The sequence below is a fragment of the Vibrio sp. Isolate33 genome (assembly GCF_022397895.1).
GTDB lineage: Bacteria > Pseudomonadota > Gammaproteobacteria > Enterobacterales > Vibrionaceae > Vibrio > Vibrio pomeroyi.
The window spans coordinates 115,468-137,114 of the sequence record NZ_JAKEUP010000012.1 but is presented as its reverse complement, the minus strand read 5'-3'; the positions used below and the strand labels follow the sequence as shown (position 1 = coordinate 137,114).

Sequence of the window (21,647 nt, the reverse complement as noted above, 5' to 3'; positions counted from 1 at the left end):
CAAAATAAGCACAATCAATGAGAACTTTTCCTGTCTTAATCTTACCTTTGTTATTGGTTTTGAATGCCATTGCATTCTCCGCACAAGCAACCGAAAGCTGGTGGCTGCGAACGTTATTCAACACAAGTTCAGATCAGCCAAGTGCTCAAAACTATATCAACGATATCGATCTTATGGATTGTGGTGACATAGAAGGCACTCTGCTTTGTAGTGACCAAACCAAATATTACGATCTAGATGTTTATGTTGAACTGGAGCTAGGTGAATCAAGCATTGAAGTGGTTCGCTTAAGCTTGCCGTATTCAAACCTAAGTTACACCAAGCTTCAGGCTTACCTTCGTCAAGATGGCTTTGCTCTCAGTTCAATTCGTATTGGGGAAGATGAGTTCGATGTCGTCGCTCAACTCGAACACGCAAAACGAGAGGGCGTTGGTCTTGATGAGGTAGATAAGCAGCTCGTAGAATTTATTAATGCGCCACACCATTCATCTGATCAAGTGAGTTTATGGAACGTTCCTAACTCATCGTCTGCTAGTTCGTCTTCTCCTTGGGTTCAGTTACAGAGTGATGGTGATAACTTAACGGTTGAACTAAATCGCTTTTAATTGCTCAAATTTATAGATGCTTTCGTAATTCATTATTTTGTAGTTCATTAGAGAGAACAAGCCTTTTGGAATAACGGTTCACGGGCAGACAGCAAGTTATTATTCATTTAAGTGTTCGTTTTTCTGTGGCTCTCACATTTTTGGCAAGCGTTTACTTTTGCCATTTGTTATACGTTGAGCCTTCGGTAAAACGAGCTTAGGATACGTTCAGTATTGATAAAGGAGACAACCCATGGTTGCAAGAGTAACGACAGCGCCACAAGGCCCAGAACTTTCTGAGTTGGTGCAAGGATACTGGCGTACAGCTGAATGGGGCATGACCCCGCAACAACGCCTGACCTTCCTTAAGCAGCACATTGATCTTGGCATCACAACTGTTGATCACGCGGATATCTACGGTAATTACCAATGTGAAAAGTTGTTTGGTGAAGCATTAGCGCTTGAGCCAAGCCTTCGTGATGATATTCAAATCGTCACCAAGTGCGATATCAACTTGTGTGGTGACCACACTCCTGATCGTAAGATCAATCACTATGACACCAGCGCACACCATATTTACCAATCAGTAAATAACTCACTAGAGCGCCTCGGTGTTAATGATATCGACGTATTGTTGATTCACCGCCCAGACGTACTAATGGATGCAGATGAAGTAGCTGAAGCGTTCGCAGAGCTGCATAAGGTCGGTAAAGTTAAGCACTTTGGTGTTTCTAACTTTTCACCGCGTCAGTTCGAACTGCTTCAATCTCGCCTTGGTAAGCCATTGGTAACCAACCAAGTTGAAATTAACCCACTGAACTTCGAAGTTGCCCATGATGGCACCTTAGATCAACTACAGATGAACCGCATTCGCCCAATGGCGTGGTCTTGTCTTGGTGGCGGTAGCATCTTCAGTGGCGATTCAGCACAAGCGATTCGTGTTCGTGATGAACTCGAAGCGATTCGCAAAGAAGTGGGTGCAGACAGCATTGATCAAGTGATTTACGCTTGGGTTCGCCGTTTACCGTCTAATCCAATTGCGATTATTGGCTCAGGTAAGATTGAACGTGTGAAGACGGCTGTTGATTCACTGAAAATTGAACTGACTCGCGAGCAGTGGTACCGCGTATGGGTTGCATCTAAAGGTCACGGTGTGCCATAGAAAGCAATTCGTATAAAGCAAAAGCCAGCTGACAAAGCTGGCTTTTTTGTGTTCGCCTAACATGTTGCTTCAAAACTGTGATTAAGGTGGAATAATTTTCAAAAACACTCATAATGCACTCTGTTTTTCACCAGTTGGATATTTCCATTGAGCACTTCAAAATTCTCTTCAATCGCCCTTAAACCAGAGCTTCTAAATACGTTAGATTCTCTTGGTTATACTGAAATGACGCCGATCCAAGCGTTAAGTCTTCCTACTATCCTAAATGGCAAGGACGTTATCGGTCAGGGTAAAACGGGTTCAGGTAAAACAGCTGCTTTTGGTTTAGGCGTGCTGCAGAACCTACGCGTTAAGCGTTTCCGTGTTCAGTCTTTAGTGTTATGTCCGACTCGTGAGCTTGCAGACCAAGTAGCAAAAGAGATCCGTACTCTTGCTCGTGGTATTCACAATATTAAAGTGCTGACACTTTGTGGCGGTATGCCAATGGGCCCACAGATTGGTTCACTAGAGCATGGCGCACACATTCTTGTGGGCACTCCTGGTCGTATCCTTGACCACCTAGAGAAAGGTCGCATTGACCTGTCTGAGCTGAACACACTTGTGTTAGATGAAGCCGACCGCATGCTAGAGATGGGTTTCCAAGACGCTTTGGACGCAGTGATTGAAGCGGCGCCAAAAGAACGCCAAACTCTGCTATTCAGTGCAACTTTCCCTAAACAGATCAAATCTGTTGCAGACCGCATTATGCGTAACCCAGAAATGGTGAAGGTTGAATCAACGCACGATCACTCAAGCATCCAGCAACACTTCTATAAGCTAGAAGGTTCTGAAGCTCGTGATGATGCTCTAGAGTTGTTGTTACTTCATCATCAACCAGAATCAGCGGTTGTGTTCTGTAACACGAAGAAAGAAGTTCAGAATGTAAACGATGAGCTAAGTCACCGTGGTTTCAGCGTGATCGAGCTTCATGGCGACATGGAGCAACGTGAACGTGACCAAGCATTGGTTCAGTTCTCAAACAAAACCATCTCGATTCTAGTGGCGACAGACGTTGCAGCTCGTGGTCTTGATGTTGATAACCTAGATGCTGTATTCAACTTTGAATTGTCTCGTGACCCTGAAGTTCATGTGCACCGCATTGGTCGTACTGGCCGTGCAGGAAGTAAAGGCGTCGCTATCAGCTTCTTTAGCGAGAAAGAGATGTACCGTGTTGCTCAAATTGATGAGTACATGGATATGCCGATTGAGCCATCTGAGCTTCCAGCAAAACCTATTGCTAAGCCGTACTACTCAAACATGGTAACCATTCAGATTGATGGCGGTAAGAAAGCTAAGCTTCGTGCAGGCGATATTCTTGGTGCATTGACTGGTCAAGGTGGTATTGATGGTAAATCAGTAGGTAAGATCAACTTGTTCGCAATGCGCGCTTACGTTGCTGTAGAACGCTCTGTAGCTAAGAAAGCACTGAACAAGATCGAATCAGGCAAAATGAAGGGTCGTCAATTCCGCGCCCGAATCCTGAAGTAATTCGAGACTGAATCCCTTTACTGCGAGCTGCCATTATTAACGGCGAAGCGGTAAAGGGTTTTCCACAAAGTCTCACTCAAGTTTCTTCTCTCAGGTTTATCGACCTAGTCCTCTGTATCAAAGCATTATTCATCGGGTCTTATCGAATAAAGATCGTTGATATGTTTTCCTTCGCTAACATACCAATTCATCGCTTCCTGTCGATTGTGAACGAATATCGTGATTGTGGTTATTGAACCATCGTCAAAATAACAAAGCTCATATTCTAAATCGCTTGGGTGCTCAGGAATAGCGGCCATAGCTTGCCTCCCAAATATCAATCATTTGAAATATGTTAACCCGTTATCTTTTATAGGGTTCGTATTACGTCAAATGAGTAATAAAATTCAAGTTACATCACTGCCGTTAATTATTTTTAGTTTAATCATTTGCCTAAATAGACGGTTTAGCAAGGTGAAGTCTCAATTTATCTGAAAGTTTTTACGATCAGCTGCTTTTATAGCTAATGTTATAAGATCAAGAGTGAATCTGATAAAGCTGCTTACAGGTTCGCAGATCAGTAAAGGGTTGTGAGAGGGTGTAATGAGAAGATGCCGTTGGTTAATGTTATTGGTGTGCTTTCTATTTGCTGGGTGTGGGACGAAATTTGCCTATAACAATATCAGTTGGTTTGCGGTCAGCTATATCGAAGACTTTGTTTCGTTATCCAATAGCCAAGAGTCTGAGCTAGAAGCCCGCCTAGACTCATTGCAAGCTTGGCATAAAGAAACTCAACTCCCATTGTACACTTTGCAATTAGAAGCGATTCAAAGTATTACTCGTCCTGATATGAACTCTGCCTTTATCGTCGACCAAAGTGAGCAAATTAAAAATCATATTCGCGCGATTGTTAATAAGTTTGCACCTGATGTTTACGCGTTAAGTATGCAACTTAGCGCTAAGCAAGATAGCGAGTTCTTAACAAACTTTAGAGAAAAGCAGCAAGACTATTACGAAGAAAGATTGTCGTTGAATGACGAAGATTCCAGAGAGCGATATCGAAATCGGATAGAAGAGAGACTAGAGCGATGGCTAGGGTCGGTATCGAAAGAACAAAAGCAGATTATTTTTACTTGGTCTCAAGAGTGGGTAAATACCAACGATAACTGGCGCCAATATCAAAATAATACCTACCAAGATCTCAAAACATTGATGGAAAAGAAGAGTGACCTGCATATCGCTCAGCCAATTATTATGAACTTGCTTCTGAACAACGAAGCTTATTATCCAGACGAATTGGAATCTAAGCTTAATAAGAATATGCAGACATCAGCCAAATTCTTGGTGGATATCGCCGCAACCAGTAGTGATAAGCAATGGTCTTATTTCATGAATGAATTAGAGAGTCTCAAATCAACGCTGGTGACGCTGCAGGAGTAGGGTACAAGTAAGCTTCGTTAATAACTAAAAAGGCTGATCGTGTTAAACCCATCAGCCTTTCAATCATTATCGTATGGTAAGAGTTTAACCTCGATTACTCATCAACAGCTTTGGAATAGAGCCTTTCGCTGTCTTCGATATTTTTTGCATCAGTTGAAAGCTTGGCTGTTGAATTCCGTGGTCGCTTTGCAGTTCATCAATCATCAATAACCATAAGCGTGCTGTCATCTCTGAATCGGCTAACGCTCTGTGGAAAGTGCCGTCGTTGTCGATATTTTTGAAACGCACAAGGTCGCCTAGCTTATGAGTCGGCGCGTCTTGTATTAGACGACGAGCAATCAGCATTGAGCAGGCAAATTGTCCATTGTAATTGCGATCAATATTATCTAATTCTGCATCAAGAAAGCGCTTATCAAATGAGGCATTGTGAGCGACAAGTTGGCTGTCTTTAATGAAGTCTGCAAACTCGTCCATTACTTCACTGCAACTGGCCGCTGTGCTTAACATACGGTTACTGATTCCGGTATAACCTTCAATGAATCCACTGACACGAAACCCTGGGTTCATCAGTTGTTGGAAGGTGTCGACGACTTCGCCGTTAATGAGTTTCACCGCACCGATTTCAATCGCTCGGTCACCCATGTTTGGTGATAAGCCTGTGGTTTCGAAATCGAGAACGATAACGGAGTCTGCGGAGTTTGGAGCCATCGTGTTTCCTAATTACTATTGGGTGGTATCGTTTTATATGAGGCGTTTGGTGCTGCTATAAGTGAAGCATTATGTGTTACTGCTGATAGTGAGCTCAGTGTAACCCGTCGAATCATCATGCTCTCTGTTGAAGGTCAAAGTATCGTAACGGTGAATAATCAACTCAGCGGTGGTGGCGATAATCGTTCCCTCCAGCAGATGCCCGCCAATCACATCGCCATTCTCATCAGCAACGGATATATGAACGTGCTGGTGGTTAGGCGTTAACGTTGCCATCACAGATACGATTTCGAACGGAGCTTGAACTAGCTTGGTATTGTTGGCATTAGCTAAGCGAATATTGAGTTGAGAAACACACCCGACACAAGATGCGATTGAGCCTGCCGAGATATTGTGCGCTGTCACTAGCCTCTGGATCTCAAGCTTAAGGTCTTGGCCTCGGGTTAATCTCGTTGCGATAGGAGTAATCATCTCGATACCTGTGTTTTATCTGTGTATCAAAGAACAAAACGAAGCCACATGGGGCTTCGTTTAGGTCATAGGTTAGCTAGCTTGTTATCGCTGCTAGTTAAGCTTTGATAGTTTACTTGCCTTCTTTCTCTTGCTGTTCTCTTTTCTTCTTAGGAACGAAGTTCAGCACTGAAATCGGCACTTCTTTGCGTGGTTCGAAACCTTCCACTACACGACGCTCAATCAGGTGACCAAGACGCTTTTCAATAATGCACAGGTTTTTGAAGTTGTCTTTTGATAGGAAAGAGATCGCTTCACCAGATGCATCAGCACGGCCAGTACGACCAATACGGTGGACGTAGTCGTCTGCAGGGAAAGGCAGGTCGTAGTTCACTACGCGGCTTAGGTTATCGATATCGATACCACGTGCAGCAACGCCAGTCGCTACCAAGTATTTTAGACGACCTTTCTTGAAGTCAGCCAAGATCTTTTCACGGATCGCTTGGCTGCGTCCACTGTGGAAAGCTTCAGCTTGAATGCCACGCTTTTCAAGTTGAGCCACCAACTTAGCCGCACCATGCTTGGTTTCGATAAAGATAAGCGCTTGATCCCAATTACCTTCGGTAATCATGTGGCTCAATAGTGCTGACTTACGGTCTTTATCTACCGTCACCAACCATTGCTCAATGTTCGCTTTAGACGCGTCAGTTTTGGCAATCGAAATCTCTTCCGCTTCACTGATAGCACTTTTCGCTAGCGCACGAACTGGTGTTGAAAGCGTTGCTGAGAACAGTAGGTTTTGGATGTCTTGTGGTAAACGCGCAATGATCTTGTTGATGTCTTCAATGAAACCCATGTCTAGCATGCGGTCTGCTTCATCAAGAACTAATACTTCAACTTCATCAAAGTGAACGGCACGTTGTCCGTACATGTCGATCAAACGGCCAGGCGTTGCAACTAGAATATCCACACCTTCAATCAGACGATCTTTTTGGTGCTGGTAAGACACACCACCGTACATCGCTAATGATGTTAGGTTTAGGAACTTGGCGTACTTAGTGATGTTCTGTTCAACCTGAACAGCCAGCTCACGAGTCGGTGTAAGAATCACGGCGCGAATACGTTTTTTACGCTGCGTTTCGCCTTTGCTTAGCATTTCTAAGATAGGGAGAACAAAGCTCGCAGTTTTACCTGTACCTGTTTGTGCTGCCGCAATAAGGTTCTTACCAGAAAGAACAATCGGGATTGCTTTTTCTTGAATCGAAGTTGGCTTTTCATAGCCTTGTTTTGCAACGGCTTTAACAATAGGTGAGCTTAATCCAAGCTTGGAAAATGGCATAAGTTTCTCGGTATGATTTGGCTAAATAGCGATGGAAAGGTTCAACAATCTTATACAAGGATAAGATTAATGGCGGCATTCTACCATGTTGCTTGTGTACCGCTAGTAACATAGACACTTTAGTTGGATAATACTGGCTCAATAAGACGACGATAAGACAGGGATGTATGGAAATTACGCCGAATGAACGCGAAGCAGTATATAAAACGATTTTTTCTCGCCGAGATGTTCGTGGACAGTTTCTTCCTTATGAGATTCCAGAAGACGTTTTGATGCGTGTGTTAACCGCTGCGCACCATGCGCCTAGTGTCGGCTTTATGCAGCCTTGGGACTTTGTCGTTGTTCGTGATATCGAAACCAAGCAACAAATTAAAGCGGGCTTCAATCAAGCGCATGCAGAATCCGCTGAAATGTTTACCGATGAAAAGCAGGCGATGTATAAGCGCTTAAAGTTGGAAGGTATCGTTGAATCACCTATCGGCATCTGCGTGACTTGCGACCGTAATCGAACCGGAAAGGTCGTGCTAGGTAGAACCATCAAACAAGAGATGGACTTATACAGCACAGTCTGTGCGGTTCAAAATCTGTGGCTTGCGGCAAGAGCCGAAAATCTCGGATTAGGGTGGGTGAGTATTCTCCACGATTCAGTACTGCGAGACGCATTAGGTATCCCCGAAAACATCGATATCGTCGCGTACTTATGTATCGGCTACGTTGATCACTTTAAAGATAAACCAGAACTTGAAACCATGGGTTGGTTACCAAGAAGAGGTGTGAATTCAGCGATTCATGAAGGTAAGTGGAATCCTGAGCAGTTAGAAACAGGTGGAAAGTAACTGCTTTAGTAGAAACACTGATATTAAGATCTAAAAAAGGACTCATTGAGCCCTTTTTGATATTTGTTTTAAGCCGAGATTTTAAGCGATCTCAATTTTCTCAGCTTGGTTCTGTTCTGCCATAGACAGTGCTAAAGCTTCAGCGACTTTAATACCGTCGATACCAGCAGACAGGATGCCGCCTGCGTAGCCTGCGCCTTCACCTGCAGGGAAGAAGCCCTTAAGGTTGATGCTTTGGTAGTCTTTACCACGCTTGATACATACAGGAGAAGACGTACGAGTCTCAACACCTGTTAGTAGGCCGTCTGGCGTAGAGAAACCTTTGATCTTCTTCTCGAACGCTGGGATTGCTTCACGAATCGCTTCGATAGCAAAATCAGGCAGCGCTTTTGAAATGTCTGTTAGGTGGATACCCGGTGTGAAAGACGGTTGTACTTCACCGATTGCACTTGGATCGCGACCTTTCAGGAAGTCACCGATTTTTTGTGCTGGTGCATCGTAGTTTTCGCCACCAAGAACATAAGCACCGCTTTCTAGTTCACGTTGTAAACGAATACCAGCCAGTGCGTCACCTGGGTAATCGCGTTCTGGGTCAATACCAACTACGATCGCACTGTTTGCGTTGCGCTCTGCACGAGAGTATTGGCTCATGCCGTTTGTTACTACGCGGCCTTCTTCAGACGTTGCAGCAACCACAGTACCACCTGGGCACATACAGAAGCTGTATACAGTGCGGCCATTCTTACAGTGGTGAACCAGCTTGTAGTCCGCCGCACCTAGAATTGGGTTGCCTGCGTTTTTACCGAAACGAGCTTCATCAATCATTGATTGCTTGTGTTCGATACGGAAACCAACAGAGAAAGGCTTCGCTTCCATGTAAACGCCACGGTCGTGTAGCATTTCGAACGTGTCACGAGCACTGTGGCCAACTGCTAGTACAACGTGGCGAGACTTAATCTCTTCACCGTTAGAAAGCGTTAAGCCAGTGATTTGACCGTCTTCCATGTGAACGTCATCTACGCGAGTACTGAAGCGAATTTCGCCACCTAGTTCAATGATAGAAGCACGCATCTTTTCGATCATGGTAACCAGTTTGAAGGTACCGATGTGTGGCTTACTTACGTATAGAATTTCTTCTGGTGCACCAGCGGCAACGAACTCTTCAATTACTTTACGGCCGTAGTGTTTTGGATCTTTCACTTGGCTGTATAGTTTACCGTCAGAGAATGTACCTGCGCCGCCTTCACCAAACTGCACGTTTGATTCTGTGTTCAGCGTGCGCTTGCGCCAGAAACCAAAGGTATCTTTAGTACGTTCACGAACTTCTTTACCACGTTCAACGATGATTGGGTTGAAGCCCATTTGAGCAAGCACTAGACCAGCGAACAAACCACAAGGGCCAAAGCCGATAACAACAGGGCGTTCAGTTTGGTTTTCAACAGCTTTAGCAACGAATTTGTATTCCATGTCTGGAGTAACTTTTACGTGCGGGTCGCTGATGAATTGCTCTAGCAGTTCAGCTTCGTTTTCAACGAGAACATCCAGCGTGTAGATAAGTAGGATCTTCGATTTCTTACGAGCATCGTAGCCACGTTTAAAGATATTAAAAGAAAGTACCTGATCAGAGTTAATACCAAGCTTCGCTTCAATTGCGTCTTGAATGGCAGACTCTTCGTGGTCTAGTGGAAGTTTAATTTCGGTTAAACGTATCATTTCGATGTCTCGTTTTTTATAGGTGTCTTAGCTAGACCACTTCTAGACTCAGGTTTGATGAAAACGCTGAGGTTGAAAGAAGCGATAAGCTCACAATGGCGCGCATTTTACGAGAAATTGATTTATCTGTCATACTAATTTGGAAACATGGAGCAAATAGACACGATATTAGAGCCGTATGATGTTGAATTTTGCTTTGGGATGAGTATTATCCCCATTCTTCAATTTTGACTAACTTATAGAGCAGAGCATCATGGCATTTGTCGTAGGCGATAATTGTATTCAATGTAAATACACAGACTGTGTGGCCGTGTGCCCCGCAGATGCGTTCCATGAAGGCCCGAATTTCATGGTAATTAACCCAATTGAATGTATCGATTGTGGTTTATGTGTACCTGAATGTGATGCTCAAGCGATCTTCCAAGAAGATGAACTGCCAGAAGATCAAAAGATCTTTATCGAAGTGAATGCTGAGCTTGCTGAGATTTGGCCTGTGCAAACGGAAGTTAAAGCACCAATGGATGACGCTGAAAAGTGGAATGGTGTGTCTGATAAGTTGGCAATGCTAGAAAAGTAATTCTGCTATCTGAAATAAACCTCACCTAAAAAAGATCCCCGACTCAGTCGTCCCTCCTTCTCGAGGATGACGGCTGATATGAACTTATCTCGAAACTGTATTTTCACGTCATTCCCTACTGCGAGGGACGAGCAAGATAGGGAATCTTGCTCTTTATATTCGTGAGTTCTGGCTAGTCGTTAACTTTGAATTGATTAGCTATTTTGACGACGCATATTGTCAAGAATAATACCTGTCGCCATCGCTACATTTAGTGACTCTGCACCACCGAATGCTGGAATCGTAATCTTGTCAGTCACGAATTTAGCCGCATGTTCACGGATACCGTGAGACTCGCTACCCATCAGCAAAATACCGTTGGCAGTGAAGTCAGTCTTATGAACACTTTCACCTTCTAAAAACGCGCCGTAAACCGGTAGGTTCGCTTGCTCTAAGTAAGCTGGTAAGTCCGTTTGGCTTACGTGTACTCGGCCAAAGCTACCCATAGTTGCACTGATCGTTTTAGGGTTGTATGGGTCTGCGCAATCGCTGCTCGCAACGATATGCTTAATGCCATACCAGTCTGCCACGCGAATAATCGTACCTAGGTTACCTGGGTCAGAAACACCATCCAACGCAATCATTAAGCCTTTCGCTTCTGGTAATTCAACCTTTGGAATCTCAACCACAGCAATCGCTGCATTGTTACTTACTAGAGTGCTTGCTTTGGTTAGGTCGTCTAGTGAGGCTTCAACACAATCAAACTCAATCAGTGATGCGTGATTCTCAGATAAGAAATCAGCAGTAGCGAAGACGTTCTTTACGACTAAGTCACTATTGAACAGTTCAAGAACGTTCTTTTCACCTTGAACTAGAAACAGGCCGTGGGCTTTACGTTGTTTCTTTTGGCCCAAAGCACGAAGGAGTTTTAATTGGTTTTTTGAAATCATGTTTTTATCCTAGATATAAGCCCGCGCATTATAGAGCAAAGGTTGGATAACCAAAAGCGTGATGACTCAATGCGATCCATATAAAAAGCAAAAGCAACCCACTTAAAAAAGAAAAGCGCACTAAATAGCGCGCTCTTATGGGATTACTTACCTAAGGTTACGTTGAACTGACAGCTTAATACGGAGCAGGGTAGCGCTTAAACACCGTGTTGATATCAGTCAGAATCTCTTCTGATAGCGGTTTGCTGAATGCTGCTACGTTTTCTTTCAACTGTTCCATGGTGGTTGCGCCAATAATGGCCGAGGTAACACCGTCGACTTGGTTACACCATGCTAATGCCAGTTGGCTCGGTGTGAACCCATGTGCGTTCGCCACTTCCACATAGCCTTTAACCGCTTCGTTTGCAGATTCAGTGTCACGGAAAATGCCTTTACGCTGCATGTAAGTCCAGCGACTGCCTTCCGGTCTTGCACCATCAATGTATTTACCACTTAACATGCCTGCAGCCAAAGGTGACCACGGCAGGTAAGCGACATCTTCATGCACACAGTTCTCAATCAAATATGGCCAATCTTTCGCGTGCAATAGGTTGAACTCATTCTGGATAGAGACCATGCGCGGCAAATCGTGCTTCTCACTCAGCTTAAGGTACGTATTAATGCCCCAAGTCGTGTCATCTGAAAGGCCGACGTGACGAATCTTACCCGCTTTAATACAGCTCGCTAATGCTTGAAGGATCTCCAACATCTCCGCTTCATGCTGCTTTCGGTCGATATCGCTGAATCGAATATGATTAGGGAAATGCTTACCAAAGTGAGGTGTGGTGCGATTTGGCCAGTGAAGTTGGTAAAGATCAATATAATCGGTTTGCAGTCGTTGTAATGACGCATCAACTGCGGCAATCACGGCTTCACCCGTTATCGGTCCACCATCTCGAACCCAAGGCAGTCCTGGCCCTGCAATTTTACTCGCAATGATTAACTCTTGGCGGCGTTGCGGATTACGAGACAGCCAGTTACCGATAATCGCTTCTGTTTTGCCGTAGGTATCCGGAGAAGGCGGAACCGCGTACATTTCTGCCGTATCAATAAAGTTAATGCCTTGGCTTAGTGCGTATTCGATCTGTTGGTCGGCTTGCTGTTGCGTATTTTGCAGCCCCCAAGTCATGCTACCAAGACAGATTCGGGAAACGGGAATTTGACTACTTCCTAGTTTTGAATATTCCATTGAATTCGGGATTCCTGTGGTTAAGTTCTCTGGTACTCGCATAAAAGTATTTGAAAAGAGGGCGAGTGAGGAATGAAAACGAATATGAATTATTAGCACAAAATGGCACGACAAGGTATGGCTTGGGGAAGTTTAATGAGTCATTTCTCAGCGTGACGAGTGAGATGGCGATGTACTTGAGTAGCTATAGGGGCAGGTATAGATACAGGCATGGGCGAAGGTCGGAAAGGAAAGAGTGCGAATAGGCTGCCGCCTGAATAAGGCTAATCGGAAATAGAGAAAGGTCTATAGACAAAGAGCTCTACATCATAGAGAAGTAGAGCTCTTTATTAGGGGTTCTATAAATACGTTCTGAGTATTATCAAGTTACGAGGTCGCGTTGGTATCAAACCCACCTTGGGATTGCGCGAGCCTTAGAGCTTCCTGCCTTTGAACTTCTTTCTCAGTCAATACTGGTTGAAGTGCTTCCTCAGAGGCTTGAGGAGAAAAAATAAAATACTTATTAATCGTCATAACTGTGTCTCCGTGTAACGTATGACAGATTCTGCATCAGAGATAAATTGTGATCATCATCCACTTTGTACTTTTTTTAGGCTGAGAGCGAAGGGCGTAGAATGCGTACAAAGCGATCGCTTATCATCCGTATGCAATATTGGAACTGACGAAACCCTCTGATTTCAGTATAGGAAGCTCGTCTAATTTCGCACAATAATGATTTAGAGCAATTACATAGATAGTCAGGGGCGTAAGATGAAAAACCTCGCTACTGACTCTGCGTACGTATTTATTTAACAATACATCGCCTATCTACATAATAATTAGGTCAGTAAATCAATTACTTAATCCATGGTGAGATGAATTATGGAAAAGCTAGTAGAACGTTTTCTGAATTACGTTACTTTTGATACCAAATCCGATCCTTCTAATAAGCAGTGCCCAAGTTCACCGGGTCAAATCACCTTTGCTGAAGCCTTAAAGTCAGAATTGATCGCATTAGAGTTAGTTGATGTGTCTTTAGATGAAAATGGATATTTGATGGCAAAACTGCCGTCGAACGTCGATTTCCCAGTACCTGCGATTGGTTTTGTCACGCACATGGATACCGCTCCTGATGCATCAGGGGCGAACGTGAAACCGCAGGTGATTAAAGATTACCAAGGTGGAGCGATTGAGCTAGGCACAAGTGGAGAATGCTTAAACCCAAGCCAATACCCAGATCTTGATGCTTTGCATGGTCATGACCTTATTACGACCGATGGCACAACGTTACTGGGTGCAGACAATAAAGCGGGCATCGCTGAAATCATCAGCGCGATTGGTTACTTAAAGGCGAATCCTGAAATCAAACATGGCGACATCTGCATTGGTTTCACGCCAGATGAAGAGATCGGCCGTGGTGCAAACCTGTTTGATGTTGAGAAGTTTGGCGCTGAGTGGGCGTACACCATTGATGGTGGTCCAGTCGGTGAGTTGGAGTTTGAGAACTTCAATGCCACAAGTGCTGATGTTATCTGCCACGGCGTAAACGTTCACCCGGGTACCGCAAAGGGTAAGATGGTGAACTCGATGAACATTGCAGCGCAGTTCCAATTGATGATGCCAGCACAAGAAACACCTGAATGCACAGAAGGCTATGAAGGTTTCTACCACCTAAAATCGGCTGAAATGGGCGTCGCTCGCTCTGAATTGGGTTATATCATCCGTGATTTTGAGCGTGAAGGCGTAGAAGTACGTAAAGCATTCATGCAGCAAAAAGTCGATGAATTGAATGAGCGCTTAGATAAAGGGCATGTTGAGTTGGTGCTGACTGATAGCTACTTCAACATGAAAGAGATGGTTGAACCTCATCAGCACATTATTGAGTTGGCGAAGCAAGCGATGATCGAGTGCGATGTTGAGCCAATGATCAAACCGATTCGAGGTGGAACAGACGGTGCTCGCCTATCGTTCATGGGACTACCATGTCCGAATATCTTTACTGGCGGCTATAACTTCCATGGTATTCATGAGTTCATTACCATCCAAGGTATGGAACAAGCGGTGAAAGTGATTGTTGAACTGTCTCAACGTACTGCTCTGCATTACCAGAAATAGCAGCCTATAACGCGATATCTCTTTGTATTTTTGAGAGTATTCAATAATACTCTCTTTAAGCATAAGGGAGTACGCGATGAAAAAGTTAGTTTTACTTTGCACCCACTTAGCCGTGGGTGCTGTTGGTTTTGGGCTTGGTGTTTATGCATTGCCTATCTTGATTGAACCTGATTCTCCATCTTCGAGTTCAGTTGAAGCTATCTCACAACAAGCTATTTATACAGGCGAATTCAGTAAAGATCGCCAAGATAGTGATTTCTTACACTGGGGAGAAGGCATCGTCTCGGTTTCTGAAAATGCGATTGCGTTTGAAGGCGAGTTGGCGCCGGGGCCGGACTACAAGGTTTACCTCTCTCCAAAATTTATTGAAACCGAACAAGCCTTCAATGACAGCAAGAGTGAGTTATTGAGAGTTGGAGATGTAAAAACATTCGACCGATTTATGGTTGATCTCCCAGAAGGTGTTGATCTTAATCGATTTAATACCGTTGTGATTTGGTGTGAAACTTTTGGCCAATTTATTACTTCTGCCCAGATAAAATGATAGCCTTAGCTAGGCTAGTACCAGAATGAACATGAGCGCTCCGGAGTTGAGCGCTTTTTCATAGCTCTGATATTAGCGGCTTTCTCGTAAAGCTAATCGTTGTAAAGCTCACTGTTGTAATGCTAAGGATTAAGTAATGGAAAAAGTGTGGCAAGTAATAGATTTTCTACTCGCTCATAAGTTTATTTTTAGTGCGCTGATTATCAGTCTTATTTTAATCATCCGCCGAATCACCTTGTCTCGAATTAGAGGTGATGTCGCTTTCCTTAGCGAAGACCAACGTAACTGGATGTCCCGTACCAAAAACGGCACCTTTGCGATTATTGTTATTACGCTGTTTATTCTCTGGAAATCTGAAATCAGTGAGTTTGCTCTGTCTGTGACTGCGATTGCCGTTGCGATAGTTGTGGCTTCGAAAGAGATCATCTTGTGTTTTACTGGCTCGATTCAACGTGCGAGTTCACGTTCATTCCGAATCGGTGACTGGATTGAGGTGGGTAAAATCAGTGGTGAGGTGATTGAACACAATCTGATGGCGACTGTGATTCAAGAAATCGACTTGTATCATGGTCAATACCACTTCACTGGCAAGACCGCTACGCTGCCTAACAGTATGTTCTTTACTTACCCTGTAAAGAACCTCAACTTCATGAAGCGCTACGTTTACCATAGCTTTACAGTGACAGTGAAAGACTTCGTTAACCTGTACCCAATGGTGCCGGGTCTTATCGTCAAAATTGAAGAGCATTGTGAAGAGTTTATTGATGTTGCTCGTCGTTATAATGGTGTAATCGAAAAGCACGCTGGCGTCGACCTTCCAGGTTCTGAGCCGCACATCCACATCACGAGCAGTTCAACGGGTGAGCAAGAAGTCCACTTCATGATTTTCTGCCCAACTGAAAAAGCGATTCACCTAGAGCAAGACATCCGCAAAGACTTCATGGAAGCGTACGCTGAAGAGTTTCCAGCTACCGCATAATCTTCGCTTCATTTGTGAATGAACTAGCCGAATAAAAAGAAAGCCGAGAGCGATATCATCGACTCTCGGCTTTTTTGTGTCTTTTATCAATCAATAAACAGAGTAACCAACCGAAGCTAGTCTAAGTCTGCAATTGGTAACCAATCGACTTGAACGCCAGCTTGCTCAAACATATCTTGGCTTACCTTGATCTTGTCTCCCCAGCGAGAAAGGAAATCTTCACTTTGCTCAGGGCAGTGAACCGCAGAGATACCTGTTTGAATGATCTTCGCTGCACAGTTTGGACAAGGGAAGTGAGTCACCCAGATTTCACAGCTGTCTAAATCACGCTTAGCAAACAAGATTGCGTTTTCTTCTGCGTGTAAGGTTTTTAGGTATTTCATCTCACGATCATCAGTATCAGCACTATCTGATACACCATGAGGGTAGCCGTTAAAGCCTACTGAAACGATACGGTTGTGTTTGGTGATCACAGCACCAACTTGAGTGGATGGATCTTTACTCCAAGAGCCAACCAGCTCCGCCATTTGATAAAAACGTTTAGCCCATTTTGAAATCATGTGAATTACCTTAAGTAATTAAATATGAATACTTATCTACGAAGATACATGATGTTAATCAATATACCTAGGGCGTGTTGACCTTTCGAGCTGATTTTTGCAGCGAGTTGCTGGGTGTTTATACAAGGCAGAGGCGTCGATGTGTAGCTAGCCTACATGAGAAGCCGATAACGCAGTAGAAATGACCAGCAAACGCTGCCCGAAGGGTTCGGCTAAAAGCGTTTTACTCTTTGTTGAGGGAGATTTGCTTAGAATGACTAGGCTACTTCCCCCTCGCCGCGATTAAACCGCTTTTATCTCGAACAAAATTTAACCGCGAAAGGTCAACACGCCCTAACTCCTAATAGCGAGAAAGGCGCATTTGAGGTGATTTTGTTATCTACTTGTAAGTGTTTTATAAGCATCAGGTTTCTCGTTACACGTTGAAACACTTTTGCGAGTTATAATTGATATTCCTCGGACATTTGAAGCAATTGTGTTACGTAACTTTTATGCTGTTCAATTTCTCATAAGTGACGGTATAACCATGCGTAAAAAGTTAATCCTTACGGCTCTTGCAAGCTCTCTTATTCTTGCTGGATGTGGGCAAGATGCTCAGAATGCCAAGCAAGCGCCTTTACCTCTCGTAGCTGTACAGGATGTTAGCGTTGTTTCTCACCAGCAAAGTAAGTCGTACATCGGTCGTATTGAAGCCGTAGAAGACACGGCGATCACGGCGCAGGTTTCTGGCTATCTACAAAGCCGTCACTTCAAAGAAGGCCAAATGGTCGAGAAGGGGCAATTGCTTTACTCAATTGAGCCTTCATCATTTGAAGCAGAAGTAGCAAGTGCGAAAGCGGCTGTTGCTCAAGCGAATGCCAACCTTAAAAAAGCTGAACTTGATTTCAACCGTGGTAAGAACCTACTTCCTAAGGGCAGTATTTCTCAATCGGAATTTGATGCATTGACGGCAAACCTATTAGGTTCTCAAGCACAGTTAGAAGCAAGCCAAGCTCAGTTAAACGCCGCGAATGTCCAACTTTCTCACACCCAAATTATCGCGCCTTTCTCTGGAAGAATCAGTGACACTAAAGTAAGTAAAGGTGACCTGGTTTCACCGTCTTCAGGTGTACTGACAACTTTGGTTAGCCTAGACCCAATCCATGCATCGTTCAGCATCAGTGAGCGTGAGCGTATTGAGTTAGGTATGGATCGTATTGAAGGTGATGGCAGCAGCGATTCTGATCGTGTTGAAGTGCAAATCATGCTTGAAAATGGTGAAGCGTTCGAACACCTAGGTCAGCTCGACTTCTTGGGCAACCGTATCAACCTAAACACTGGTACGATCGCGATGCGCGCGATTGCCGATAACCCAGACCAGCAATTGCTTCCTGGTCAGCACGTTCGTGTTGATCTGCGTGAGAAGCAATCTATTGATGTCGTCACCATTCCTCGCCGCGCGGTTCAAACCGACCTTGAAGGCGACTTTGTTATGGTACTGGTTGAAGGCGAAGCGGCTCCTGTGGCTGAGCGTAGAAACATCGAAATGGGTCGTCAGGTTGAAGGTGGTGTGATTGTTCACTCTGGACTAGAGAAGGACGATGCAGTTATCACTCAAGGCTTACAGCGTGTGCGTAATGGTATGTCTGTTCGCATTCAACCTGCTGCTGAAAAAGCTGAGTAAGGGGCTTATTTATGTTGAGTCGTTTCTTTATTCAAAGGCCTAAGTTTGCCCTTGTAATATCCATAATCTTAACGTTGGCGGGGGCTATCTCTCTCGCTATCTTGCCAGTGGCGGAATATCCAAAAATCAGCCCGCCTTCTGTGAGTGTTACCGCATTCTACACAGGTGCAAGTGCTGAAGTAGTAGAACAGGCGATCGCCGACCCCATAGAAACGTCGGTTAACGGCGTTGAAGATATGATCTACATGTCTTCTAAGAGTGCTAATGATGGTTCATACAACCTTAATGTGACCTTTGATGTTGGTACTGATCCAGATATGGCTCAGGTCAATGTTCAGAACCGAGTTGCTCAAATCGAATCGAAGCTTCCTCAAGAAGTTAGAATGGTGGGTGTTACCGTTAAAAAGCGTTCACCTGACCTTTTGATGGTATTGAACTTCTATTCGCCAAACGGTGAGTACGACGATCAATTCCTGATCAACTACGTTAACTTAAACATTAAAGATCAATTGGCACGTGTGTCAGGCATTAGTGAAGTTAATGTGTTGGGTGGTGGCGAATACGCGATGCGTGTTTGGTTAGATCCTGAGAAAATGGCTAACCTGAATATCACCACCTCTGATGTGAATCGCGCCTTGGCAGAGCAGAACGTTCAAGTTGCTGCTGGACGTATTGGTGCTGCACCTTATAACAACGCGCAAGAAGTGCAGTTCAACTTGGTAACCAAAGGCCGACTAGAAACGGCTGATGAGTTTGAAAATGTTGTTCTTCGTGCAACTCAAGACGGTTCAACGGTTTATCTAAAAGACATTGCACGTGTTGAGCTTGGTAAAAAGTTCTACGATGGTAATGGTAAATACCGTGGTCAAGATGCTTCGATCGTAACACTGTCACTTCAGTCAGACGCTAACGCACTGGAAAGTGGTAAAGCCGTAATGGCGATGCTCGACAACCTAAGCAAAAACTTCCCTGAAGGCGTTGCTTATGAAGCGAGTTACGACACGACAGTCTTCGTTGCTGAGTCGATCAAAGGGGTAGTAAAAACGCTGATCGAAGCTATCTTGCTGGTTATAGCAGTTACTTACCTGTTCTTGGGTAGTGCGCGTGCAACCTTGATTCCAGTAGTCGCGATTCCAGTATCTTTGATCGGTACGTTTGCCATTATGCAGATGACGGGCTTTACCATCAACACGGTAACCCTGTTTGGTTTAATACTGGCAATTGGTATCGTAGTAGATGATGCGATCTTGGTTATCGAGAATGTTGATACCACGATGGCCAAAGACCCAACGATTTCACCGCGTAAAGCCACGCTTATCGCAATGAAAGAAGTAACGGGCCCGATCATTACGTCTACCTTGGTTCTACTTGCGGTATTCATCCCAGTGGCGATGCTGCCAGGTATTACCGGCATCATGTATCGTCAGTTCGCTCTGACTATCTGTATCGCCGTTGTTATCTCTTCTATTAACGCATTAACGTTGTCACCAGCATTGTGTTCATTGGTTCTTAAGCAGGGTGGTGGTAACACAGCTCGTTGGTACCAAGCGTTTAACCGTGGTCTAGAATCCGTTACTAACAAATACGGTCAAATTGCTGGCTTCTTGGTTAAGAAAGGCGTTCTGCTGTTCACTTTCTTCGTTGTTGCTTTGGCTGCTGTTACTTACTTCGCGAAAACAACGTCTACGGCGTTTGTACCTCAAGAAGATAAAGGTATCTTGCTGGTTAACGTGCAGCTTCCTGACGCGGCATCACTGTCTCGTACAGAAGATGTGACTGAGCAATTGCTAGAGATGGTTGAGCAAGAGCCGGGTGTTGATGGTGTAACACTGGTTAACGGCTACGCATTCATGACAGGTGCATCTGCATCGAATGGTGCGTCGATGTTCATCAAGCTTCATGATTGGGACACGCGTAACGCACTGGATGGTCAACATTCAGCGCAGGCTATCTCACAGCGTATCAATGGTCGAGCGGCAACAGAATTGCCTCAGGCGATTGTATTTGCGATGGGACCGCCAGCAGTACCGGGTATGGGTGCAGCGTCTGGCTTTGAGTTCGTTCTTGAAGATACGTTAGGTCGTAGCCGTACTGATCTTGCGATGGTAATGAATGACGTGATTGCTGAGGCGACCAAACAGCCTGAGATTTCACACACATTCAGTACCTTCCGTGCGAACGTGCCTCATTACTATGTCGACATTGACCGTGAGAAAGCGCAGCAACTAGGTATTCCACTGTCGGAAATCTTCCAAACACTACAAGGTAACCTTGGTTCGTTGTACGTGAACGACTTCACCATGTTCGGTAAGAACTTCCGCGTAACCATGCAAGCTGACAGTGATCACCGTAGCAGCATGGACGATCTACAACGATTCCACGTACGTTCGTCTAATGGTGAGATGATCCCGCTAAGTACGCTTGTTACTTACGACCAGATCTTCGAACCTGATGTAGCATGGCGTTACAATATGTACCGCAGCGCAGTAATCCAAGGCCAACCAGCACCGGGTTACTCAAGTGGTGATGCGATTGCGGCGATGGAACGTGTGGCTGCAGAAGTTCTGCCACAAGGCTACCAGTACGAATGGACAGGTATGGCTTACCAAGAAGTACTCGCGGGCAACCAAGCGATCTTTGCCTTCGCATTGGCACTGATCTTCATCTACTTGTTCATGGTGGCTCAGTATGAGAGTTGGACCATACCGATTGCGATTATCTTAGTAGTACCTGTCGCAACCTTAGGTTCATTCTTGGCGTTGAACCTAACAGGCACACCGTTGAACCTATATGCACAGATTGGTTTGGTTCTCTTGATAGCCTTGGCCGCGAAGAACGCAATCTTGATTGTGGAATTCGCGAAAGTAGAACGTGAAGAGAAAGACGCACCAATCGAAGATGCGGCAGTGAAGGGCGGTACGCTACGTTTCCGTGCTGTAAACATGACGTCTTGGTCGTTCATCTTAGGTATATTCCCGCTTATCTTCGCTGCGGGTGCCGGTCACGTGAGCCAGAACTCTCTGGGTATTTCACTGATTGGTGGTCTGCTATGTGTGTTACTAGCGGGTACGTTCCTAATCCCTGGCTTCTACGCATTCGTGCAACGTAAGCGTGAGAAGGCACACGGTGGTAATACCAAGTTGATTCCACTGGATGACGAATAGGATAAGTTAATTTGAAGGGAGGTGGCTTTCTTGTAAAAGTAAGCCCCAAACGAATCCCTTGTGAAAATTAATCCCTTATAAAAACTGAGGCTTAGCATTGCGCTAAGCCTTTTTTTATTCCACTTGTGAATAAAAACGCTATTTATATAATCAAATGTTTATTATGTGATA

General features: G+C 44.6%; 20 protein-coding genes. 11 read left to right on the top strand and 9 right to left on the bottom strand.

What is annotated here, in order from left to right; genetic code table 11:
* Positions 1-17: 17 nt before the first annotated feature.
* The 3 genes from L1D37_RS16805 (at position 18) to dbpA (ending at position 3,273) form a co-directional block, all read left to right on the top strand.
* Complete coding sequence (locus L1D37_RS16805) at positions 18-605, top strand: hypothetical protein (RefSeq protein ID WP_239848540.1); 588 nt, start codon at positions 18-20, stop codon at positions 603-605.
* Positions 606-837: 232 nt separating this feature from the next.
* Positions 838-1,746 carry an aldo/keto reductase family oxidoreductase gene (locus tag L1D37_RS16800; RefSeq protein ID WP_239848539.1) on the top strand — a complete coding sequence of 303 codons (909 nt, stop codon included), beginning with the start codon at positions 838-840 and terminating at the stop codon, positions 1,744-1,746.
* Positions 1,747-1,893: 147 nt separating this feature from the next.
* A complete protein-coding gene (gene dbpA / locus L1D37_RS16795) occupies positions 1,894-3,273 on the top strand; it encodes an ATP-dependent RNA helicase DbpA (RefSeq protein WP_017064348.1) in 1,380 nt (459 codons plus the stop codon).
* A 125-nt stretch (positions 3,274-3,398) separates the two neighbouring features.
* Here the strand turns inward: dbpA and L1D37_RS16790 are convergent, their stop codons facing one another.
* Positions 3,399-3,572, bottom strand: a complete 174-nt coding sequence (locus L1D37_RS16790) for a hypothetical protein (RefSeq protein WP_017630126.1) — start codon at positions 3,570-3,572, stop codon at positions 3,399-3,401.
* Positions 3,573-3,855: 283 nt separating this feature from the next.
* On the opposite strand from L1D37_RS16790, the gene L1D37_RS16785 reads away from it, so the two are divergent.
* A complete protein-coding gene (locus L1D37_RS16785; RefSeq protein WP_239848538.1) occupies positions 3,856-4,692 on the top strand; it encodes a DUF6279 family lipoprotein in 837 nt (278 codons plus the stop codon).
* Positions 4,693-4,776: 84 nt separating this feature from the next.
* On the opposite strand, the gene L1D37_RS16780 is transcribed toward L1D37_RS16785, so the two are convergent.
* The 3 genes from L1D37_RS16780 to L1D37_RS16770 form a co-directional block, all read right to left on the bottom strand.
* The gene (locus L1D37_RS16780; RefSeq protein ID WP_239848537.1) at positions 4,777-5,400 is read right to left on the bottom strand and encodes a 3'-5' exonuclease; all 624 of its coding nucleotides are present in this window, start codon (positions 5,398-5,400) and stop codon (positions 4,777-4,779) included.
* A gap of 69 nt (positions 5,401-5,469) precedes the next feature.
* Positions 5,470-5,871, bottom strand: a complete 402-nt coding sequence (locus L1D37_RS16775) for a DUF296 domain-containing protein (protein WP_239848536.1) — start codon at positions 5,869-5,871, stop codon at positions 5,470-5,472.
* 112 nt (positions 5,872-5,983) lie between these two features.
* On the bottom strand, positions 5,984-7,189 hold the full coding sequence (locus tag L1D37_RS16770; RefSeq protein WP_017630130.1) for a DEAD/DEAH box helicase: 1,206 nt from the start codon (positions 7,187-7,189) through the stop codon (positions 5,984-5,986).
* A gap of 167 nt (positions 7,190-7,356) precedes the next feature.
* Here L1D37_RS16770 and bluB point away from each other — a divergent pair, with 167 nt between their 5' ends.
* Positions 7,357-8,025, top strand: a complete 669-nt coding sequence (gene bluB, locus L1D37_RS16765) for a 5,6-dimethylbenzimidazole synthase (RefSeq protein ID WP_239848535.1) — start codon at positions 7,357-7,359, stop codon at positions 8,023-8,025.
* A gap of 81 nt (positions 8,026-8,106) precedes the next feature.
* Here bluB and L1D37_RS16760 read toward each other — a convergent pair whose 3' ends face one another.
* A complete protein-coding gene (locus tag L1D37_RS16760; RefSeq protein ID WP_017631335.1) occupies positions 8,107-9,738 on the bottom strand; it encodes an NAD(P)/FAD-dependent oxidoreductase in 1,632 nt (543 codons plus the stop codon).
* 253 nt (positions 9,739-9,991) lie between these two features.
* Here L1D37_RS16760 and fdxA point away from each other — a divergent pair, with 253 nt between their 5' ends.
* The gene (gene fdxA / locus L1D37_RS16755; protein WP_017631334.1) at positions 9,992-10,315 is read left to right on the top strand and encodes a ferredoxin FdxA; all 324 of its coding nucleotides are present in this window, start codon (positions 9,992-9,994) and stop codon (positions 10,313-10,315) included.
* A 194-nt stretch (positions 10,316-10,509) separates the two neighbouring features.
* Here the strand turns inward: fdxA and L1D37_RS16750 are convergent, their stop codons facing one another.
* From L1D37_RS16750 to L1D37_RS16740, 3 genes are all read right to left on the bottom strand, one after another.
* Positions 10,510-11,244 (bottom strand): RNA methyltransferase, encoded by a 735-nt coding sequence (locus tag L1D37_RS16750; RefSeq protein ID WP_239848534.1) that lies wholly within the window; start codon positions 11,242-11,244, stop codon positions 10,510-10,512.
* 175 nt (positions 11,245-11,419) lie between these two features.
* Positions 11,420-12,472 (bottom strand): aldo/keto reductase, encoded by a 1,053-nt coding sequence (locus tag L1D37_RS16745; protein WP_239848533.1) that lies wholly within the window; start codon positions 12,470-12,472, stop codon positions 11,420-11,422.
* A 366-nt stretch (positions 12,473-12,838) separates the two neighbouring features.
* Positions 12,839-12,985 (bottom strand): hypothetical protein, encoded by a 147-nt coding sequence (locus L1D37_RS16740; RefSeq protein ID WP_008215590.1) that lies wholly within the window; start codon positions 12,983-12,985, stop codon positions 12,839-12,841.
* A gap of 348 nt (positions 12,986-13,333) precedes the next feature.
* On the opposite strand from L1D37_RS16740, the gene pepT reads away from it, so the two are divergent.
* From pepT to L1D37_RS16725, 3 genes are all read left to right on the top strand, one after another.
* Positions 13,334-14,566: a peptidase T gene (gene pepT, locus L1D37_RS16735; RefSeq protein ID WP_239848532.1), complete on the top strand. Its 1,233-nt coding sequence runs from the start codon at positions 13,334-13,336 to the stop codon at positions 14,564-14,566.
* A 76-nt stretch (positions 14,567-14,642) separates the two neighbouring features.
* A complete protein-coding gene (locus L1D37_RS16730) occupies positions 14,643-15,110 on the top strand; it encodes a DM13 domain-containing protein (RefSeq protein WP_239848531.1) in 468 nt (155 codons plus the stop codon).
* 136 nt (positions 15,111-15,246) lie between these two features.
* Complete coding sequence (locus L1D37_RS16725) at positions 15,247-16,089, top strand: mechanosensitive ion channel family protein (RefSeq protein ID WP_213865138.1); 843 nt, start codon at positions 15,247-15,249, stop codon at positions 16,087-16,089.
* 116 nt (positions 16,090-16,205) lie between these two features.
* On the opposite strand, the gene L1D37_RS16720 is transcribed toward L1D37_RS16725, so the two are convergent.
* Positions 16,206-16,649, bottom strand: coding sequence for a cytidine/deoxycytidylate deaminase family protein (locus tag L1D37_RS16720; RefSeq protein WP_017058015.1), 444 nt, complete (start codon positions 16,647-16,649; stop codon positions 16,206-16,208).
* A 526-nt stretch (positions 16,650-17,175) separates the two neighbouring features.
* Here L1D37_RS16720 and L1D37_RS16715 point away from each other — a divergent pair.
* Positions 17,176-18,312 (top strand): efflux RND transporter periplasmic adaptor subunit, encoded by a 1,137-nt coding sequence (locus tag L1D37_RS16715; protein WP_239848530.1) that lies wholly within the window; start codon positions 17,176-17,178, stop codon positions 18,310-18,312.
* Positions 18,313-18,323: 11 nt separating this feature from the next.
* Entirely contained in the window at positions 18,324-21,476 is a 3,153-nt protein-coding gene (locus tag L1D37_RS16710; protein WP_239848529.1) for an efflux RND transporter permease subunit, read from the top strand.
* Positions 21,477-21,647: the final 171 nt, after the last annotated feature.

Bases quoted from the DNA above. Each gene is read 5' to 3' on its own strand.
- fdxA (WP_017631334.1), top strand. From the start codon at position 9,992: ATGGCATTTGTCGTAGGCGATAATTGTATTCAATGTAAATACACAGAC.
- L1D37_RS16805 (WP_239848540.1), top strand. From the start codon at position 18: ATGAGAACTTTTCCTGTCTTAATCTTACCTTTGTTATTGGTTTTGAAT.
- L1D37_RS16745 (WP_239848533.1), bottom strand. From the start codon at position 12,472: ATGGAATATTCAAAACTAGGAAGTAGTCAAATTCCCGTTTCCCGAATC.
- L1D37_RS16750 (WP_239848534.1), bottom strand. From the start codon at position 11,244: ATGATTTCAAAAAACCAATTAAAACTCCTTCGTGCTTTGGGCCAAAAG.
- L1D37_RS16725 (WP_213865138.1), top strand. From the start codon at position 15,247: ATGGAAAAAGTGTGGCAAGTAATAGATTTTCTACTCGCTCATAAGTTT.
- L1D37_RS16740 (WP_008215590.1), bottom strand. From the start codon at position 12,985: ATGACGATTAATAAGTATTTTATTTTTTCTCCTCAAGCCTCTGAGGAA.
- L1D37_RS16775 (WP_239848536.1), bottom strand. From the start codon at position 5,871: ATGATTACTCCTATCGCAACGAGATTAACCCGAGGCCAAGACCTTAAG.
- L1D37_RS16800 (WP_239848539.1), top strand. From the start codon at position 838: ATGGTTGCAAGAGTAACGACAGCGCCACAAGGCCCAGAACTTTCTGAG.
- L1D37_RS16770 (WP_017630130.1), bottom strand. From the start codon at position 7,189: ATGCCATTTTCCAAGCTTGGATTAAGCTCACCTATTGTTAAAGCCGTT.
- L1D37_RS16730 (WP_239848531.1), top strand. From the start codon at position 14,643: ATGAAAAAGTTAGTTTTACTTTGCACCCACTTAGCCGTGGGTGCTGTT.
- L1D37_RS16780 (WP_239848537.1), bottom strand. From the start codon at position 5,400: ATGGCTCCAAACTCCGCAGACTCCGTTATCGTTCTCGATTTCGAAACC.
- pepT (WP_239848532.1), top strand. From the start codon at position 13,334: ATGGAAAAGCTAGTAGAACGTTTTCTGAATTACGTTACTTTTGATACC.
- L1D37_RS16785 (WP_239848538.1), top strand. From the start codon at position 3,856: ATGAGAAGATGCCGTTGGTTAATGTTATTGGTGTGCTTTCTATTTGCT.
- bluB (WP_239848535.1), top strand. From the start codon at position 7,357: ATGGAAATTACGCCGAATGAACGCGAAGCAGTATATAAAACGATTTTT.
- L1D37_RS16715 (WP_239848530.1), top strand. From the start codon at position 17,176: ATGCGTAAAAAGTTAATCCTTACGGCTCTTGCAAGCTCTCTTATTCTT.
- L1D37_RS16720 (WP_017058015.1), bottom strand. From the start codon at position 16,649: ATGATTTCAAAATGGGCTAAACGTTTTTATCAAATGGCGGAGCTGGTT.
- L1D37_RS16760 (WP_017631335.1), bottom strand. From the start codon at position 9,738: ATGATACGTTTAACCGAAATTAAACTTCCACTAGACCACGAAGAGTCT.
- L1D37_RS16710 (WP_239848529.1), top strand. From the start codon at position 18,324: ATGTTGAGTCGTTTCTTTATTCAAAGGCCTAAGTTTGCCCTTGTAATA.
- L1D37_RS16790 (WP_017630126.1), bottom strand. From the start codon at position 3,572: ATGGCCGCTATTCCTGAGCACCCAAGCGATTTAGAATATGAGCTTTGT.